The sequence below is a fragment of the Niallia sp. 03133 genome, assembly GCF_052663225.1.
Map to the genome: position 1 here is coordinate 93,654 of NZ_JBQTCY010000014.1, position 18,561 is coordinate 112,214.

At 36.0% G+C, this 18,561-nt stretch carries 17 protein-coding genes and 1 pseudogene; 6 read left to right on the top strand and 12 right to left on the bottom strand.

All coding sequences use genetic code 11. The features are described from left to right. Positions 1-2: 2 nt before the first annotated feature. Together ACTYBU_RS18470 and ACTYBU_RS18475 are read right to left on the bottom strand one after the other, a co-directional pair. Complete coding sequence (locus ACTYBU_RS18470) at positions 3-341, bottom strand: metal-sensitive transcriptional regulator (protein ID WP_445491985.1); 339 nt, start codon at positions 339-341, stop codon at positions 3-5. Positions 342-659: 318 nt separating this feature from the next. Further along, positions 660-1,424: a MerR family transcriptional regulator gene (locus tag ACTYBU_RS18475; RefSeq protein WP_445491986.1), complete on the bottom strand. Its 765-nt coding sequence runs from the start codon at positions 1,422-1,424 to the stop codon at positions 660-662. Positions 1,425-1,915: 491 nt separating this feature from the next. On the opposite strand from ACTYBU_RS18475, the gene ACTYBU_RS18480 reads away from it, so the two are divergent. Next, complete coding sequence (locus ACTYBU_RS18480; RefSeq protein WP_445491988.1) at positions 1,916-2,053, top strand: hypothetical protein; 138 nt, start codon at positions 1,916-1,918, stop codon at positions 2,051-2,053. 66 nt (positions 2,054-2,119) lie between these two features. On the opposite strand, the gene ACTYBU_RS18485 is transcribed toward ACTYBU_RS18480, so the two are convergent. From ACTYBU_RS18485 to ACTYBU_RS18495, 3 genes and pseudogenes are all read right to left on the bottom strand, one after another. Further along, complete coding sequence (locus tag ACTYBU_RS18485) at positions 2,120-3,082, bottom strand: 2-hydroxyacid dehydrogenase (protein ID WP_445491990.1); 963 nt, start codon at positions 3,080-3,082, stop codon at positions 2,120-2,122. Between the two features lie 268 nt (positions 3,083-3,350). Continuing rightward, positions 3,351-3,505 (bottom strand): annotated as a pseudogene (locus tag ACTYBU_RS18490) (NAD(P)-dependent oxidoreductase); the annotation flags it as partial. A 127-nt stretch (positions 3,506-3,632) separates the two neighbouring features. Then, entirely contained in the window at positions 3,633-3,839 is a 207-nt protein-coding gene (locus tag ACTYBU_RS18495; RefSeq protein ID WP_445491991.1) for a TOBE domain-containing protein, read from the bottom strand. 242 nt (positions 3,840-4,081) lie between these two features. On the opposite strand from ACTYBU_RS18495, the gene ACTYBU_RS18500 reads away from it, so the two are divergent. From ACTYBU_RS18500 to ACTYBU_RS18510, 3 genes are all read left to right on the top strand, one after another. Further along, the gene (locus ACTYBU_RS18500; protein ID WP_445491993.1) at positions 4,082-4,801 is read left to right on the top strand and encodes a DUF542 domain-containing protein; all 720 of its coding nucleotides are present in this window, start codon (positions 4,082-4,084) and stop codon (positions 4,799-4,801) included. Between the two features lie 368 nt (positions 4,802-5,169). After that, positions 5,170-6,036, top strand: a complete 867-nt coding sequence (locus ACTYBU_RS18505; RefSeq protein WP_445491995.1) for a permease — start codon at positions 5,170-5,172, stop codon at positions 6,034-6,036. A gap of 12 nt (positions 6,037-6,048) precedes the next feature. Next, the gene (locus ACTYBU_RS18510; protein WP_445491996.1) at positions 6,049-6,891 is read left to right on the top strand and encodes a TIGR03943 family putative permease subunit; all 843 of its coding nucleotides are present in this window, start codon (positions 6,049-6,051) and stop codon (positions 6,889-6,891) included. 120 nt (positions 6,892-7,011) lie between these two features. Here ACTYBU_RS18510 and ACTYBU_RS18515 read toward each other — a convergent pair whose 3' ends face one another. Then, positions 7,012-7,911 carry a LysR family transcriptional regulator gene (locus ACTYBU_RS18515; RefSeq protein ID WP_445491998.1) on the bottom strand — a complete coding sequence of 300 codons (900 nt, stop codon included), beginning with the start codon at positions 7,909-7,911 and terminating at the stop codon, positions 7,012-7,014. Positions 7,912-8,096: 185 nt separating this feature from the next. Between ACTYBU_RS18515 and ACTYBU_RS18520 the strand changes: the two genes are divergently transcribed. Together ACTYBU_RS18520 and ACTYBU_RS18525 are read left to right on the top strand one after the other, a co-directional pair. Beyond that, positions 8,097-9,515 (top strand): sodium:solute symporter, encoded by a 1,419-nt coding sequence (locus ACTYBU_RS18520; RefSeq protein WP_445491999.1) that lies wholly within the window; start codon positions 8,097-8,099, stop codon positions 9,513-9,515. A 39-nt stretch (positions 9,516-9,554) separates the two neighbouring features. After that, positions 9,555-10,547, top strand: coding sequence for a dimethylarginine dimethylaminohydrolase family protein (locus tag ACTYBU_RS18525; protein ID WP_445492001.1), 993 nt, complete (start codon positions 9,555-9,557; stop codon positions 10,545-10,547). Positions 10,548-10,788: 241 nt separating this feature from the next. Here the strand turns inward: ACTYBU_RS18525 and ACTYBU_RS18530 are convergent, their stop codons facing one another. From ACTYBU_RS18530 to ACTYBU_RS18555, 6 genes are all read right to left on the bottom strand, one after another. Next, entirely contained in the window at positions 10,789-11,985 is a 1,197-nt protein-coding gene (locus tag ACTYBU_RS18530) for an aminotransferase-like domain-containing protein (RefSeq protein ID WP_445492003.1), read from the bottom strand. A 281-nt stretch (positions 11,986-12,266) separates the two neighbouring features. Further along, positions 12,267-13,454: an aminotransferase A gene (locus tag ACTYBU_RS18535; RefSeq protein ID WP_445492005.1), complete on the bottom strand. Its 1,188-nt coding sequence runs from the start codon at positions 13,452-13,454 to the stop codon at positions 12,267-12,269. A gap of 256 nt (positions 13,455-13,710) precedes the next feature. Next, positions 13,711-14,991 carry an aspartate aminotransferase family protein gene (locus tag ACTYBU_RS18540; RefSeq protein ID WP_445492007.1) on the bottom strand — a complete coding sequence of 427 codons (1,281 nt, stop codon included), beginning with the start codon at positions 14,989-14,991 and terminating at the stop codon, positions 13,711-13,713. 24 nt (positions 14,992-15,015) lie between these two features. Continuing rightward, positions 15,016-16,725 carry a M20/M25/M40 family metallo-hydrolase gene (locus tag ACTYBU_RS18545; protein WP_445492009.1) on the bottom strand — a complete coding sequence of 570 codons (1,710 nt, stop codon included), beginning with the start codon at positions 16,723-16,725 and terminating at the stop codon, positions 15,016-15,018. Continuing rightward, positions 16,697-17,653 (bottom strand): D-2-hydroxyacid dehydrogenase, encoded by a 957-nt coding sequence (locus tag ACTYBU_RS18550; RefSeq protein WP_445492011.1) that lies wholly within the window; start codon positions 17,651-17,653, stop codon positions 16,697-16,699. The genes ACTYBU_RS18545 and ACTYBU_RS18550 overlap by 29 nt, the downstream gene beginning before the upstream one ends. A 37-nt stretch (positions 17,654-17,690) precedes the next feature. Beyond that, on the bottom strand, positions 17,691-18,329 hold the full coding sequence (locus ACTYBU_RS18555) for a GntR family transcriptional regulator (protein WP_445492062.1): 639 nt from the start codon (positions 18,327-18,329) through the stop codon (positions 17,691-17,693). Between the last annotated feature and the right edge of the window lie 232 nt (positions 18,330-18,561).

Below are 18,561 nucleotides of genomic sequence, written 5' to 3' on the forward strand. Positions count from 1 at the left end.
CCTTATTTTTTCATTAATTTTTGAATGGTTACCAATACTTCATCTAATACTTCCATATCGCCTTCTTGGATTCGATCGACAACACAGTTTTTCATATGCCCTTCTAATAAGATTTTTGCTACACTGTTTAAAGCAGATTGTGTTGCTGCAATTTGGGTAATGACATCATCACAATACGTATCTTTTTCAATTAATCCCTTTATTCCCCTTATTTGTCCTTCTACACGATTTAGCCTAGTAACTAGATTTTTTTTCACTTTTTCGGAATGATGACTTTTTCGTTCGCTGGCAACATGACAAGATGTTTCATCTTCATGATTCTCCTTTAATTCTATCTCCAATAAAAGCACCCCTTTGTATAACTTATATTTACATTATACCCCCGTACGGTATATTACGCTACTGTTTTGTTTCTTTTTTTGAAAAATTATTCCTGCAATCATTATTTTCTTTTCTCCGTTAACAAAAAATACTGATAAGATTGTGGAATCTCATCAGTATTTTTTGCTGTTGACTCTATATTTATCCCACTCTTAACGGGCAGTAACCCCCCCCACCTCAAGATGCTGAGAAATCGAGGAAGCTAGGTGGGGGATAAACAAAACCCCCACTGATGGAAAGCTTGAATTTTATAATGTACTAAATTAATTCGTTCTCCCTTAGCCTTTTACTCCTGTAAAAATATGAATAGCATCACGCAAGAATTCCGCCATTCCCGGCTGCTCTTTATCATAATAAGCAGTAAATCTTTCATCGTCTACATACATTTGGGCAAGGCCAGCATGTGCTTCTTTACTGTAAGAGATCCAATAAAATGTAAGCCATTGTTTATGAAGTTCTGCTGCTTTTTGTGCCAAGTCACTTGCCGGATCTCCCGTTTGAAAAGCTTCACCCAACGTTTTCATCACATCCTCAGCAAGTTTTGTCACTTTTTCATACTCTTCTTCTGTCATGTTCATCAGCTTTGCATTCGAATGATCAACCGTCTCCTCTCCATATTTCTCGCGAATCTCTTTTCCGTATTTCTTCTCATTTTCATTTATCATTTTCTGTTTAAATCCTTCAAACTTTTCTTTATTGCTCATCGTTATTCTCCCTTCTTTTTCAGCAATGGTTTTCTCTACATTTTTTATCAATGTATCTAACTGTTCTCGTTTTGCCAGGAGCTTTTCTCGATGGTCCTTTAATGCATCTTCCAAATGAAAAGTTGGTGACATCATCATATTTTTTATCGTTTCTAAATTTACTCCCAACTCTCGGTAAAAAAGAATCTGCTGCAATTGGTCTACCTCTGTCTGCCCATAAATTCGATAACCGGATGAATTGATTCTCGCCGGCTTAAGAATGCCAATTTCATCATAATATCTTAATGTTCTAGTGCTTACTCCTGCTAATTGTCCCAACTTTTTCACGGTATATTCCATACAATAACCTCCTGACAATTACATCATAAACGTTGACGCAGCGTGAATGTAAATACGTTATTGTATTTTTTTTATTGTAGATGAATTCTTAGTAATCTTTCCTAATCTTTTAAACGGATCGAATTACTTTTTTTCCGTATTAAATGAGTATGTTTCCTATTTTTTTTCAAAAAAATATTCATTTTTTTATGAACAGATTGTGAATTTTCCGATAATTTAGTGTATAATAATAGTAAGAAGTTAACGATTAACCTCTCTCATGATATTACTATAGCTCATTTACAAAACCCCACCATAAGGATTCTTAGCAAACTATTCTTAAGCATTAAGCCCTTTCAACCATCTTATAGAGTAGAGATTTTTCATAAAAAGAGAAAAGAAGATAATTCTGCAGCCACTTGATTTATACCATATTATATATACTTCCCTTTAGCTTAAGCTGAATAAATTATCTGTTTAACTGCATACTATAATTAAAAGAGGTGATCACGATGAATATCGAAAGAGATGATATTATTACAGACGATTTTTTAAATCAAATAGTCAAAGAAATTAATGATCTTTATGGATGGCAGCCGCAATCACTAGACAACCAAGATGATAATGAAAAAACAGCAAAGGAAAATTAAATGCATCTGCAAAGAGCATTTAATTTTCCTTTTTTTTTTTGCTTATTCCCTTTTTCAACTTTTCTATTAGACAACGACATGTTTGGGAGTTTGATTATGTAGTGCTAAAAGTAGATTATCTGCAGCAAGTTCTGCCATTTTCAATCTAGTTTTAATGCTCGCACTACCTATATGCGGAACTGCCACAACATTATCAAGAGTAAGCAGGCGATGGTAAATAGAAATAGGTTCTTCTTCAAAAACATCAAGACCAGCTGCCCAAATGCTTTTTGCCGTTAATGCTTTATACAGATCCTCTTCGTTTACAATTCCGCCGCGGGCAGTATTAATTAATATTGCTGTTTTTTTCATAAATGCTAATTCTTTAGCTGCAATCATATTTTTTGTGTCTGGTGTATATGGCGTCATAATACATACGAAATCGGACCGTTTTAATAAATCCTCCAGTTCTGTATATTGCATCGAAAGCTCTTTTTCTAGAGAGAATTTGCGGCTGCGGTTGTAATAAAGGATATTCATATCAAAGCCTTTCGCTCTTTTCGCTAGTGAGGCAGCAATTCTTCCCATTCCGATAATGCCTATCGTTGCACCATATATATCTTGGCCTGTTAATTGCATCGGCGACCAAGATTGCCATTTTCCATTCTTTAAAAAGTCGCTGGCTTCGACTAATCTTCTAGCAGTTGTCATTAATAAAGCAAATGTTAAATCTGCTGTTGTTTCCGTTAAAACACCTGGTGTATTCGTCACCGTAATTCCCTTTTCTTTTGCGGCATCAATATCAATGTTATTATAGCCAACCGCCATATTGCTAATGACTTTTAATTGTTTTGCTTTATCTAATAATGCCTTGTCGACCGATTCTGTTAATAAACAAAAAAGCCCATCGATATATTCAATCTCCTTTTCTAATACTTCATAGGGAACGGGCTTATCCATTTCTTCCCACATGCGAACATCACAGTGTTTTTCTACTTTTGCAATAATTTCATCTGGAAGTTTTCTTGTTATATACACTGTTGGCTTCATAATAAATACCCCTTTTCTAGCACATTGTATTTACACTCTTTATTGACCATTTTACCCCATGTAATGAAATTGGGTATAAAAATAGATGGCTGTATTTGACCATCTTGAAAGGAGTTTTGCTCTTTAGCCTTCATCTTATTAAAACGCTTGTACTATTTAGGATGCTTTTGCCTTTTGCTTGTTTTTCCGCTTTCGGTCCTTGAGAGCATCTCCCCATACTTCCATCCTACTTGTCTTTCATTAAGTTGTAACCATTTGCCCCCCATTGCTTTCCTGTTCCTTTATAGTTTGGATTATCATAAATTGGCCGCGGAACCATTATATACTCCAACCCAGGCTGTCTATACTGCTGCTGAGGAGGATATGTTATTGGCACTTTCTCACATTTCTTATCATAACCATAATAGGATATTTTGAATTCATTTATACTCCCTCCTAAATACATGTTGAAATCAGTGTATTCATTTCCATGCAATAGGTGAAAGTACTATTTTTAATAAAAAACATCCCTATTACCAAATAAGGATGTTTATGTATTATAAATGCAAAATTATGCCATTAATAAAACAGAAGAAGCTTTAATCAATGTTGTAACAGATGAGCCCTCTGTCAATTCCAATTCTTTTAAAGCATCCATTGAGATGATGGAAGTAATTATTTTCCCTTCTCCTAAATCTACATCTACCTTAGCATTTACCGCCCCTTCTGTAACAGCTACTACTTTTCCTTCTAATTGATTTCTTGCGCTTATTCTCATGTTACTACCTCCTATAAGTATTTTTTATAAGGTAAGTATATATTAAAATATTCAGAAGATTTTAATATATTATGACAATTTATTGAATTATCAAAAAAAATCATCCTATTTAGCTGAAATTCGGCTAATTCTCCTCGAAAAATAGGCAATTCATTAATTGATTGTGATATTTAACACTGCATTATGTTTCTGTGAAAGATAGACTTAAAGGGTATGCAAAATAAATTTATGGAGGGATCGGAATGGACGCCGTTTTTACTGAACAATCAATTATCCGTGATATTGTCGCACTGCTGCCAAAAGCAACAGACATTTTAAAGTCATATGAAATAAATTTCTGCTGCGGAGGAAATAGACAGATACTTACTGCCACAACTGAAGCAAATCTTCCAACAGAAGAGATTTTAACAAAACTGAATTCATTGTATAATGATACAAAGTCGTTAGCTGCTATGAGCATAAATAATCAATCTGCAAATACAAAAGAGTTGATTGACTATATTCGTACAAAACATCATCGCTATTTAATCGAAGAATTGCCTCAGCTAAGTCCATACTTAACAAAAATGCTGCGAGCACATGGAGCAAAAAATCCTCATATATATACACTTCACAGCCTATTCCATGAAATAAAATTACAATTAGAACAACAAATAATTCGAGAAGATACGATAGATTTTCCACAGCTGTTAGCAGCACAAGATCCAGATTCAAACATCATGGCAACACAACTTCAAGAATCAATCGAAACGGCACAGCAAAACCAAGCTAATGTAAGATGCCTTCTTAACAAACTGCGAGAACAAACAAACCAATACACACCGCCGGAAGGATCCTGTGCTACACAACGAGTGGTACATAAACGGTTAGAGGATTTAGAATCAGAGGTTGTCCAATTCTTTGATTTAGAGAGCTCTGTTCTTTTTCCAAAAGTCATGGCAAAAGCTTTATCCCACTCTTAACGGGCAGTAAGACCCCCACCTCGGGGATGTTGAGGAATCGAGGAAGCTAGGTGGGGGATAACTGCCCGTAAAGGCCCGATAAGTTCAACTAACCATCAGTGGGGGATGAAGAAAACCCCCACTGATGGTTAGTTGAACTTTATAGGATGCCAAATTGTTTTGCAATTAACACTTTGTCTCCCCATTAGCATAGCGCAAAGGCGTTATGCTTTTTTATGTCTATTTCCCTTCTCGTGCTTCTCCCCTATTCAAATTCACAGAAATTACCTATTTATTTTTCATAAAATCTTAATTTAGACGTGCTAAACTAAAAAACGACTTTGCGAACTAATTATGTACAAGTATTAACTTAAAAATAGGGGTTGTTTATGAATACTCAAACTTTGTTTCAAATGAATACAATATTTATCAGCATTATAATAGAGGCTTTGCCATTTATATTAATTGGCGTTATTGTATCAGGCATTATTCAAATTTTTGTATCTGACGAAATGATTGCAAAAATCATGCCAAAAAATACAATTTTATCCGTTATTGTTGCCTCTCTATTAGGAAGCATTATTCCAGCATGCGAATGTGGAATCGTTCCAATTGCAAGACGCCTGCTTTTAAAAGGGGTTTCCCTTCCTGCAGCTATTGCGTTTATGATGACCGGACCAATCATTAATCCAATTGTATTGTTTTCTACTTATATTGCCTTTGGAAACAGCTGGACCATGGTGCTGTATCGCGGAGGAATTGCGCTGATTGTCAGTATTATCGTAGGAATTCTTCTAAAACTATTTATTAAGCAATCTCCATTAAAAAGTGAACTATCCAGTCATACTCATTATCATTCTTTTAAAGAAAGAATCGCTGCTATGCTAAAACATTCGATTGATGAATTCTTTTCAGTCGGAAAATACTTGGTGCTTGGTTCCCTTATCGCTGCAGCGGTACAAACGTTTATTAAGACATCTACCCTCGTTTCCATTGGCAATGGCCCTTTTTCCTCCCACCTTGTGATGATGGGATTAGCCTATGTGTTAAGTCTTTGCTCGCAGGCAGATGCTTTTGTGGCCGCTAGTTTTAGAAGCAGTTTTTCTACTGGATCCCTTGTTGCCTTTTTAGTGTTTGGACCAATGCTGGATATTAAGAATACTTTTATGCTGTTAAGTACATTTAAAAGCAAATTTGTTCTTATATTAATAGTAATTATTACTATTACTGTCTTACTCGTAACCATCGTTTTATAAGGAGGCTTGAATATGTTACGAATATTAGTATTAATCGGTTTTACTTATTTATTTTTGCATCTTCATGCCTCTGGCGATATTTCGAAATATATTAATATGAAATATGCATATATTTCCGAGGCAGCTATTTATATTTTTATTATTTTCTCCTTAATTTGCATTTATTTTTATGTAAAACGGGAGGATCATGCTCATAAAGATTGCGCTGACCACTGTGGACATGATCATGCAAAAGAGGAAAATACTTGGTGGAAAAGAGGATTTACGTTTCTTGTATTATTAACTCCTATATTCACGGGACTATTTTTGCCTGTTGCGACATTGGATTCTAATATTGTGGCAAAAAAAGGGTTGTTTTTTCCAGTTTATAAGGAGGGAGATCAATATAGCCAGCATCAGTTTCTCCAGCCAGATACAAGTGGGTATTATGGAAAAGACGGGTATGCTGATGTAATGGATAAAGGTCGGAAAAAGTTAATAAACAAAGATACTATTCATTTAGAAGAAGGTACCTTCTTAAATGATTTAGAAACCATCTATAACTATCCAGGCGAATTCATGGATAAACAAGTTGCATTAACAGGTTTTTCCTATCATGAAAAAGATTTAGATGCGAATCAAGTCTTTTTACTGCGCTTTGGCATTATCCATTGTATAGCTGATTCTGGTGTATACGGTATTCTTTTGGATCTACCCGATGAATTAAAAACAAAAAATGATGAATGGTTTCAAGTGACTGGCAAGCTGGAAAACATCTATTACCAGCCATTTAAGAAGACCATTCCTGTTCTAAAGGTGACAAAATGGACAAAAGTGGAGAAGCCAAAAAATCCTTATGTGTATAGACAAAATTAATGAATAGTAAAAGCCTTTCATCTTTTTGAAAGGCTTTTACTATTCTAACAAACGCATGCTTATTTGGTGGAATTAATAATTTATTCGACATATCTAATGCTTGTTGAAATCTCTGCTAACCTATGAAAATGAAGGCAACTCATATGCTTTATCCCATGCAAAATGTATCATATCGCACAATGTTTTAAATGTATTTAACTGCAAATTATCCTCAAGTGCAATTAGAGACGTTTTTACCATTACCTTTTCTTCAAATAAACGTAAAGCAACCAGTTTTCCTTCTTCTAAATCCTTTTTAACGTAATTGCTTGACATGATGCCTATCCCTTTTTGATGAATGATCCCTTGTTTAATGGCTTTTTCATTTTCTACGAGAATTGTCTGGTTTGGTTTAAAGGGAAGCATATTCATATATATATCCATCTTATCTTGGAAATCGCCGTCTGCTCTAAACCTCATAAATGGAAGCTCTGCAAGCAGGCGATCTAGTGGATATTTTTCATGAAGTTCTCTACTGACTACAAGCAAAAGTTCTTCCTCTTCAAGGTGAATACTTGATATCGTATTGTCTTGAAACTGCCCAGCAATGATTCCTATATCATATTCTTTGTTTAAAATACCTTTAATAACCTTGCTTGTTTGCCTTGATAATATTTCTATATTAACTTTTGGATGATTTTTAATATATTCTGTCGTAATAGGAAGTAAATAGTTCGTGCAATAAACTTCCGCTGCTGCAATAATCAGATTTCCCTTCGGTTGTGAAAGTGCAGCAAATTCCCGTTCAATTTTCTGAACCGTGAGTAATACCTCGTTCGCATGATTTTGAAGCATCTCTCCGGCAGGTGTTAGTTTTAACTTTTTATTAATACGGAGAAATAGGGATTGACCTAACTCTTGTTCCAGCGCCTGAATTTGCGAACTAACCGTAGGCTGCGTGAAATTTAATATTTCTGCCGCTCTTGTAAAATTTAAATGTTCTGCCGCAATAGCAAATGTCTTCAAATGACGTAATTCCACATCACTCACCCTTTATATTATTCAATTTATAACTTATTAATTTTATAGAGAAATGTTAATTGTTTCAATTATATTGTAAGAAAATTTCACATTGAATTTGCATATGACGATGATTGCAAATCCGAATTTTCGAATAATTCAGATTGATGTTACATTACATGTATACAATTTAAGGAGGTAGTCATTTGGGAATTTTAGATATTATATTGATGTTTATTTATTTCTTAGTAATTATTGGAGTGGGAGTAATTGGTACAAAAAAAATAAATTCCTCGGAAGGCTATGCAGTTGCTGAAAGAAATCTCGGATTTTTTATGTACCTCTCTTGTTTAGCAGCAGTTATTCTTGGCGGAGCTGCCACGATTGGCACAGCTAAGCTTGGTTTTTTATATGGAATTTCAGGAGCATGGCTAGTCATTATGATTGGTTTAGGCACTTTATTACTTACACTCCTTTTATCGAAAAAACTATTTGGCTTGAATGTAGTAACCATTAGTGAAATGCTTTTCAAGAGATACAATAGCCAAACAAGGATTATGAGCGCACTCGTAGGCTCTATCTATACGGCGATGATCGTTATCACGCAAGTTATTGGAATGGGAAGCATTATGAATGTATTTCTTGACTGGGGAATGATTCCTTCTATTTTATTAGGAGGTGGAATTGTTCTCTTATACACCTTACTTGGCGGCATGTGGTCCATTACGATGACAGATGTTGTTCAATTTTGCATTATGACGGTAGGAATATTCTTTATTATGCTTCCACAAAGCCTTTCAAGTGCTGGCGGTTGGAGTTCCCTTATAGATCATGTACCTGCTTCCTATATGAATTGGACAAGTATTGGGTGGTCCAATATTTTTCAATATTTCCTTCTTTATACGCTGGGGCTGTTAGTTGGACAGGATTTATGGCAGAGAACTTTTACAGGTAAAAACTTGCGTACGGTTAAAGCAGGAGGTATAGGAGCAGGCATCTACAGTATATTCTATGCCATAGCAATCACAATAATTGGAATGTGTGCATTTGTTGTATTCCCTAATTTGGACAACCCGCAAAACGCTTTTGCTCATATGGTATTGAATGTGCTGCCGACAGGCTTGATGGGAATTGTTTTAGCATCTGTCTTATCGGCACTTATGTCGACAGCTTCTGGAACTTTACTAGCTTCGTCTACTCTACTTGTGAATGATATTATTAAACCAGCTTTAAAAACAACATTATCTGATCAAAAAAGTTTGTTCTTATCTCGTTTACTCACACTATGCATCGGTATATTCGTCATTGTATGTGCCATTTGGGTGCAGGATATCCTAGTTGCCTTGGATATTGCTTATGCCATTTTATCCGGTGCTATGTTTTTCCCAATTGTTCTAGGTTTCTTCTGGAAAAAAGCCTCTAGCAACGCGGCATTTATTTCCATGTTAATCAGTACAGCAACAATTGTAGTTGGTTTAATTGTAAAAGGAACAACATCAACACAACCAATTTTGTATGGTTTGCTTGCCAGCTTTATTAGTATTGTTGTTTTGTCATATCTTTTACCAGATAAAAATCCTTCATTACTTGTTAATGAGACTATAGATAATAAGAAAATAATGTAAATCACTAATAAAAAAAAACATATAAAAGGAGTCAATATGATGCTAGTACCTACTCAAGAATATTTAGGAACAAGTTTATTAAAAGAATCTTTTTCAGAACCTAATGCTATGAAGGCAGTTTGGGGAGAAAAATGGGGAGCTTCTAATTATATTGGACAAATCAAAAAAGTATTGGTCCACCGACCTGGCAAGGAGCTAGAATTATTTCGAAAAATGCAGTACGAAGAAAATGTGGATGCACAAGTTCTTCGAGATGAAAATGGACGTATTATTAGTTATTTGCAAGGAAAAGAACCAGTAAATGAAGAACTTCTGCACTATCAGCATGATCAACTGCGTGAAATGTTAGAGAGGTGTGGAGCCGAAGTTGTAGATGTTGATTTTGCTTCTCCAAATCACACAAAAACTATGTATACAAGGGATATTGGACTTGTTATACCGAGTGGAGTTATTCTTACCCGCCTTGCTTTGCCAATGCGTCAAGGCGAAGAAAAAGCAGCATATCAAACTTTCGCGAAATTAGGGATGCCTGTTCTTGCTACGATTCAAGGAGAAGGTTTTATTGAAGGTGGAAGCTTTGCGATGCTTGATGCAAAAACAGCCATTATTGGCCGTTCTATTCGTATAAATCAAGCTGGAATTAATCAGCTGAGACAAATTTTATCATGGCAAAATATTGACTTAATTGTAATAGATGTTCCGAACGATCGCATCCATTTAGATGAAATGTATGTAATGGTCGATCATAAGACAGCGCTTGTTGAACCAGGTCGTCTTCCTTATTGGTTCTTAGAAGAGCTTCGATCAAGAGGGATAAAACTAATCTATACGGATCCTTCCGACCCTGAACGTGCTGCAAACTGTTTAGCAGTCTCACCTGGAAGAGTACTAGTTGCTGCAGATGCACATAAGACAATAGAAAACCTGAAAAACCATGGCATCGAAGTATTGCCGATTGAACTAACAGAAATACGAAAACTAGGCGGAGGAATCCACTGTTCGACCTTGCCTTTAATTCGAGAAGATATATAATATGAAACAAACAGCTCGTGTCAGGAACCAAGAGCTGTTTGTTTTTTAATAGATAAGAAAGTATAAGTTTTTTGAAGTCAGATAGCTGTCTAGCTCCAGCGCCTATTGCCTATCGAACTTCAGGTCTTCTCCCTACGATAAGTCAACATCGATTCGCTAACGCTCATCGTGTTTCCTTTATCTCAGTCGAAGCCCTTCCAGTTCGTACGGCAATGAGCAAGGCGCTTGCGCTTTTCTTAAATTATCCATTATAGTAAGGAGCAAAAAGCTCCCCAAGTTTCCGAATACCATCCACAATATCTTCTTCATCTGAATAACTGAATGAAAGCCGCAAGAATTCAGTTCCATCCTCTTGATTGGAGAAAAAGTATTTCCCTGGTACATACGAAACCCCCATTGCAAGAGCTTGTTCTAACAAACGGGAAGTATCTACACCTGGCGTCTTCACCCACACAAAGTATCCTCCTTGCGGCACATACCAAGTAATGGAAGAAGGAAGGAATTGTTCTAACGCCTTAAGCATTGTATTACACCTATTCTGATACATTTCTCTTAACCAGTTTATTCTTTCTTCAAATTGGATCTCTTCTAAAAAAATGGCCATGGTCGCCTGTGAAAATGGATGGTTTAAATCTTTTTTAAACCATTTGCAAGCTGAAATAAGCTCCTTGTTCCCCGCTATCCAGCCAATTCTCATTCCTGGTGCAACCACTTTGGATAATGAACCAACGTGCAATACCCTCTCTTCAGGATCGATTGCTTTACAAGGAACCACACTGTCATTGAAAGACAACTCTCCATATGCATCGTCCTCTACAACTAGAAAGTCATATTTTACCGAAAGCTCGAGCAAATGCTTCCGACGTTCAAAAGGCATGGTTGTTCCAGTAGGATTATGGAAGGAAGGGATCGTATATAGAAAACGCGGGAGAGGGAGATCATTACGCTTTCTTTCCTCAAGCACCATTTCTAGTTTGTCGGTTTTCAGTCCATACTCATCGATCGGTATCGCTATAATTTTATTTGTATAATTCTTGAACATTTCAAGAGCTTCCATATAAGTGGGAGATTCAACAGCTACTACTGCCTCTTCATCAAGCAGAGTCCGTGCAATTAAATCAATTGCCTGGCATGCGCCTGAAGTAATAAGCAGTTCTCCTTCACTAACTCTAATACCGCGTTTTTCCAGCCTTGACTGTATTTGCTGCTGCAAACTTGCCGCACGAGAACTTCCTAGGTAATGAAACGGCAGATCTTGTTCTTCTTCTATTAAACTGCCTACTGCAGCTTTCATTTGCTTTGAAGGCACAAGTTCAGGTGCTGGATATCCTGAACTCAAACGAATACACTCCTTCGGCAGAACAGGCATCCAAGCACCTGGGGGATCATTCTTAAGTGCCACTTGTATGTTTTTTGGAAAAAAAGATGTATGATTCATTCTGTGCTCCTTCACCTCTCAAAATAATACCTAGAAAATATTCTACAGTTAATCACCTATTTTATCTACTCTATCTACCTAATAAAGCCTTGAAATAATTGGACTTTTTCTTCATACTTTCTCTAATAATTTTATCACCAAAAAGAACACCAATTAATAAACCTGCTGGTGTAAGAATAGGCATTACTTTTACTAATAACTTGTTAATTTTTTTTAACATATTTAATCCAACTTTCTAGCTTTCAACAAATAATATACTTGTAATAATTGCAAAACCTTCTTTAGATTGCTAAATGCTTAATTCCCTTTTGAATTAATATTTCTTTTACAAAGGATTCCATTCGATCCATTGCTTCTTGCAGCTGTTCAAAAGAAGCAGCACAAGAAATACGAATATATCCTTCTCCATATTCTGAAAATGCGATACCAGGCACAACTGCAACATTCATTTTATCTAGCAGTTGATCAACAAATTCCAATGAACCTATATTTAAGCTTTTTATAGAAGGAAAGATGTAGAACGCACCTTCAGGCTTTTGAACTGACAGGCCTATTTCTTTCAGTCGCTCATAAACAAAGTTTATTCTCTTTTCATACTCTTTTTTCATCTCACATGCATCATTCATACCAATAGTTAAAGCTTCAACCGCTGCATGTTGACTGACAGAACAAGTACAAGTTGTACTATATTGATGAACCTTAAATATTTCCGACGTAAGATAATCTGGTGCAAATAATAGCCCTATTCTCCAGCCTGTCATAGAATGGGATTTAGAAAGTCCGTTGACGATAATTGTTTTTTCCTTCATTCCTTTTAACGATGCAATGGAAATATGCTGTTTTCCATAGGTTAATTCACTATAAATTTCATCTGATAGAATAAAAATGTCTTTTTCTCTAAGCAACTCAGCAATCTCTATCAATTGTTCTTTATTTAGTATGCTTCCAATTGGATTAGAAGGAAAAGATAATACAATACATCGAGTTTTATCTGTAATTTTCTCTTTTATCATATCAGCAGTTAGAACAAAGTTATTCACAGTAGTGTCTATATAAACAGGTACTGCACCAGCTAACTTAATTAACGGTTCATACCCTGGATAGATAGGTGCTGGCAGCAGAACTTCACAACCTTCTGTAAGAATCGTTCGAAAGGCAATATCCAAAGCTCCTGTTGCTCCCGCAGTAACAAGAACTTCCGTTTCAGGATTATAGGAAAGCTGATATTTTCTCTCCATAAATTTAGTTGCAGCATATCTTAATTCAAGTATTCCAGCATTACTAGTATAGTTCGTCTGATTCTTTTCAATTGCTTGTATTCCAGCCATTTTAATTTGATCAGGCGTATTAAAATCTGGCTGTCCTACAGTCAAATTGATTGCATTATTATATTGAGCAACTTTGTCCGATACTTTTCTAATCAAAGATGGTTGAATATTTTTTGTTTTTGGGTTGATTAAATGTTTCACAAAATATTTCTCCCTTTTTTAGGTATTAAGTGTTTGTTGTTTTTTCATCATTCTACAAGATGTATATTCTTCGTTTAATACTCCAAAACAACTGAATCTGAATAGGAAGCTGCGAATTTGCATAAAATATGAGGCCCCAATTGCTAGTTCGTTGTCTAAGGGCCTCCATTTTAATAATTCTATTAAATTCATATGAAAATCTTTTACGCTATCAAAATGTATTTACAAGTTTAATACTGACAGAAATTCTTGAAGATTATTGTATTTCTGCCAAAGAGCCTTTGATGATGCTAAATGCTTCATCAATTTCTTCTTTTGTAACAGTAAGTGGTGGAATAAAACGAATAACATTTTTTTCTGTTCCACAAGTAAGGAGAATTAATCCTTTTTCTAATGCTTTTTCTTTTAATTCAGCTACTGTTTTTACATCCGGTTGTCCGTCTGCTTGAACGAATTCCATTCCAATCATTAAACCTAGTCCACGAATATCACGAATGTTCGTAAAAGTAGAAGCTAGGCTGGAAAGTTTCCCAGTAAAATATTCTGCCATTTCCACTGATTGCTCTAGCAAACCACTTTCCAATATTTCAATAACTGCAAGAGACGCTGCACATGAAACAGGATTTCCTCCGTACGTTCCCCCATGAGTACCCGCTGTCCATTGATCCATAAATTCTGCTTTGCCAACTAAAGCACTTAGCGGGAATCCATTTGCAATTCCTTTTGCAAGCGTCAAGATATCTGGCTGCACATCAAAATGCTGCCAAGCAAACATTTTTCCTGTACGTCCAAAACCAGTTTGAATTTCATCAAAAATCAATAGAATGCCATGTTGATCGCAAATTTCTCTAATTTTCTTGATAAATTTTGCCGGAGGAACGATATATCCCCCTTCTCCTTGAACTGGTTCCATGATAATTGCAGCTACTTGATCTGGAGCAATCAAGAATTTAAAGATTTCTTCTAAGGAAACTAAACAACGATTTACTTCTTCCTCTTCTGACAATCCAGTACGAAAAGCATAAGGATATTCAGCATAATAAACACTAGGCAGAAGACCTTCATATCCTTTGCGATATAAAGAGCTGGATGCTGTTAATGTTGTTGTTGCTAATGTACGTCCATGGAAGCTGCGTTTAAAAGAAATGATGCCCGGGCGTTTCGTTACATGTTTTGCTAGTTTAATAGCCCCTTCATTCACTTCCGCTCCACTGTTTGAAAAGTACACTTTGCAGTTTCCACCGTTTAATTCGTTAAGCTTCTCAGCAAGTTCAACATATACAGGATAATACAATACGTTATGGCCGCCGTGGATTAATTCATCGATTTGAGCTTTTGCTCTTTCTACAACAAAGGGATGGTTATGCCCAACATTTGTTACTGCTACCCCGCTGGCAAAATCTAAATATTGTTTTCCATCTTCACCTGTAACATAAGATCCTTCTCCTTTTATAATTCCAACAGTAGTTGCTCTTTGTGCAATTGGCGGAAATACTTTATTTGCGCGTGTTGCTAAAGTTTCTGATATTAATGTCATGATTATCACCTTTTCCTTTGCTTATCATTGTTTTGCAGAAGCCTTTAACCAAGAATTTGTCATATCTCGAATAAGTTTTGGTACAGTATCGAAGGAATACGGTTTATATACGCGTTCCGTCCAGCGATGAGCATCAAACCCATACACGCCAACATTAATAGAAGGGATATTTAATTTGCGAATATCTTTTATTGGTACCGGATAAATCTTATTCCATTCAGGAAAATTATCGACTAGATAGTCAATTTCCTCATCAGTATCATGAAGGGATAAATAACTGCTATCAGACAGATAAGGAAAGAATTTCTTTACTGAAAAAGTATCATTCGTACGCTCTGAAGCACTTGCTGTTGCCTCTTCAATCGTTTGTAAAATAACTTGATCCTTTGCACCTTTTCCAGTCAAATAATTATGCGGACAATATGGTGGTGCATAGAAAATAATCACACATGGCGTTACCGCTTGATCCAATTCTCGCAATCTGTCAACAATTTTGAAACAAAGTTCACGCAGCTCAAGTGTTGGGTTTTCTTTGAGTACCTGTGCTGAGGCAGCCTTTACATCTATACCTTGTTTAGAAAGCTTCTCACAATACTCCACATAGCTATAGACATCCATATCCCAATTTGGGCGGTCAGATGGGAAATTATTTATACGAGCAAACGTATCGTAATTATTTTCGTAATATTCTGCCACTTCAATCACCGCTTGTTGCGCTACCACTTTTAATTTTTCCATAATTTCTTTCGGTGAAGCTTCCAGCACCATAAAATTAAAATATAAATGGCTGGATACGGCGGTTTGTACATTGTAAAACTCTTTCATATCTCTATGGTAGAGTGCAGAAGGCGGCGTAATTAATTCTCCTTCAATATGTTCCGTTAATTCCATATTATTATTAATTCGTTTATTTAATTCAGCTGTAACTAGTGTTGGGTCAAGACCATTAAGCGTTTGTCCAACATGGGTTTCACGGCCATACACATAAAAACAAGGTAAAAGCTTCCCGCCTGCTCCAGTGTAAATGTACTTGTTCGTATCACCGGGATAAAAGGCAGAAATATAATCCGTGTTAATTGCAGCTACATAATCCAACCCTTCTTCCGCGCTCAAACGCAGCAATTCATTCACAGCAGCGATGGCACCTGAATGTTGGTTTTCCTCCACAGGGTTTGCCATAAAAATGATATCCCCATCCCACGCTTCTAGGCTCTCACTAAAATAGAGGACATTCGCTAAATGAACGGCAACCCCACTCTTCATATCCAGTGCTCCCCGTCCAAACATCCAGTCTCCAGATAAAGCCTGTGTGCGAATCTCTTCATCTGAATACGTTTTAAAATACTCTAATAGTGCTCCTGGATCATTAGCGCTTGATTGCAGCGCACCAAAATCTTCAATTCCAACCGTATCCATATGCCCATGAAAAACGACTGCTTTTTTTGATTTTCCATTTCCTTTAATATGGGCAAACACATTCTTTCTGCCGATTGCATCATTCGGCAAATCTTGTGTCCACACCTGATCAGGGCGTTGTATAAAGTAGGGAAAACTACGTAAAAATTGTTCAATCTTATCTGCAATCTGTACTTCTCCATCTGTCCCATTTATACTCAATGTTTGTACAAGAGAGGTCGTAATAGCTTCTACTTGATCAAATAATGGCAGACCTTTTATTTTTGCATACATTAAATCACCTCTCACTTTAATATTCTCTGCTTGTATTAATAACATTAATCATTTCTCCATCTGTTCGCCTTGCTTTGACATTATTGATAAAAATTTCAACACAACGATCAATATAATAAATCGATTTTGCCGACATATGAGGTGTCAAAATCAAATTCTCACATTCCCACAGCGGGCTATCCACTGGAAGCGGCTCTTGTTGAAACACATCCATCGCTGCTCCTCTTAATGTCTTGCTTTGAATCAGTTCTACTACCGCTTGCTCATCCACTACGTCTCCACGTCCAATACTAATGAACACAGATTCGGGCTTCATCTTCTGCAAATACGATTTTGTAAAGAAATTTCTTGTTTTTGTAGTTGACGGAAGAAGCGAAATGACATAATCAACATGACCTATTTCCATTTCTGCTTCCTCTAATGTATACGTCTTTTGAAAATGAGGTACAGGCTTTCCGGAGGTATTTACCCCATAAACGGTTATATCAAATAGTGAAAGTGTTTTGGCGATCGCTTGCCCAATGACACCAGTGCCGTATAGAAGCACTTTACGGCTCGTTAATTCCCCCACTAGCTTGCTGCGATCAAATTGTTTTTTGTTCTTTAATATTTGATAGCGATCCATGTCTTTTTCAAAATAAAGCATACACATGAGGACATATTCACTCATCGGTTTGACGTGTATTCCAGAGGCATTAGTAAGCGTAATGTCTCGTGCATCCAATTCACGAATGTCTAAATCTTCAATACCTGCACTAAACCACTGAACCCATTTTAATTTCGGAAATCGTTCAAAGGTTGCTACTTTTTGCCCGTCAAAACTCGGTCCATATGCTAGTATTACTTCAAGAGATTCCTTGATTTGATCCGGAACATCCTTGACGGTACGGTAAAGATGTATTTCTTCCCCCGTCTCACGTAATATTTTCTCTTGATGTGAAGGTAAAATTTCCTCACAAACAGCCACAATCATGCAAAAATACCTCCATTTATGATGTTAAAACTTAAAACTATGAACGCCGTTCTACATTGTCTATATGATAGCGGATAGCTTCTCCAGCTTTCGTTGCATTCCGTTCTTTTAATGCTTCAATTATCTTTAAATGCTCTTCATGTGCTTCTTTTGCACTTTCAGCAAGAGTACCAGAGAGCACGAGATATCTTGTTAATTGGTTATGAATTTGCTCGATAAAATCCTGCAGCTTTCTATTATTAGAAATTTCAGCTATACCAACATGGAATTGAGAATCTAAATCAATGTAAGCATAAAGATCTTTCTCCTCTATTGCTTTTTCCTGATTTAACATCAGCGTCTCTAAATGAATAATCATTTCATCCGTTACAAGAGGGGCGGCTTCTTCTGCTGAAAATACTTCTAGAACTTTTCTTAATTTAATGTAGTTTTGAAAATCATTTTCAGAAATAAAGGAAATACGTGCCTTTTTTCCATTCTCAGATGTAACCAACCCATCATACGTCAGTTCTGCAATTGCTTTTCGAATTGGTGTTCTGCTGATTCCAAGCATAGAAGCAATTTCTTCTTCAGGTAATGAATCACCCGGCAGAAAATCTCCACGTATAATTGCTTTTTTTATTTCTTTATAAGCACGATCTGCTAACGTTTCTGATTGTACAATTTTATTTATCACCAAACATAACCTCTTTCTGTTTTTTGTATTCTGTATCCAGAATTCTCGTCTGTTATGTGATAAGTATACATAAATTGTATAACAATTCAATAAATTTGTTATATTCCCTTACATGTTTACTAAATCCGTTTTTATTTTGAATAATAAAGTTACTTTTATTCTCCAATTTCCTGCCATTATATCTTTTCTTTATTTTTACTTGTTTCTAGCTTCTTTGCCATTAAAGCTCATG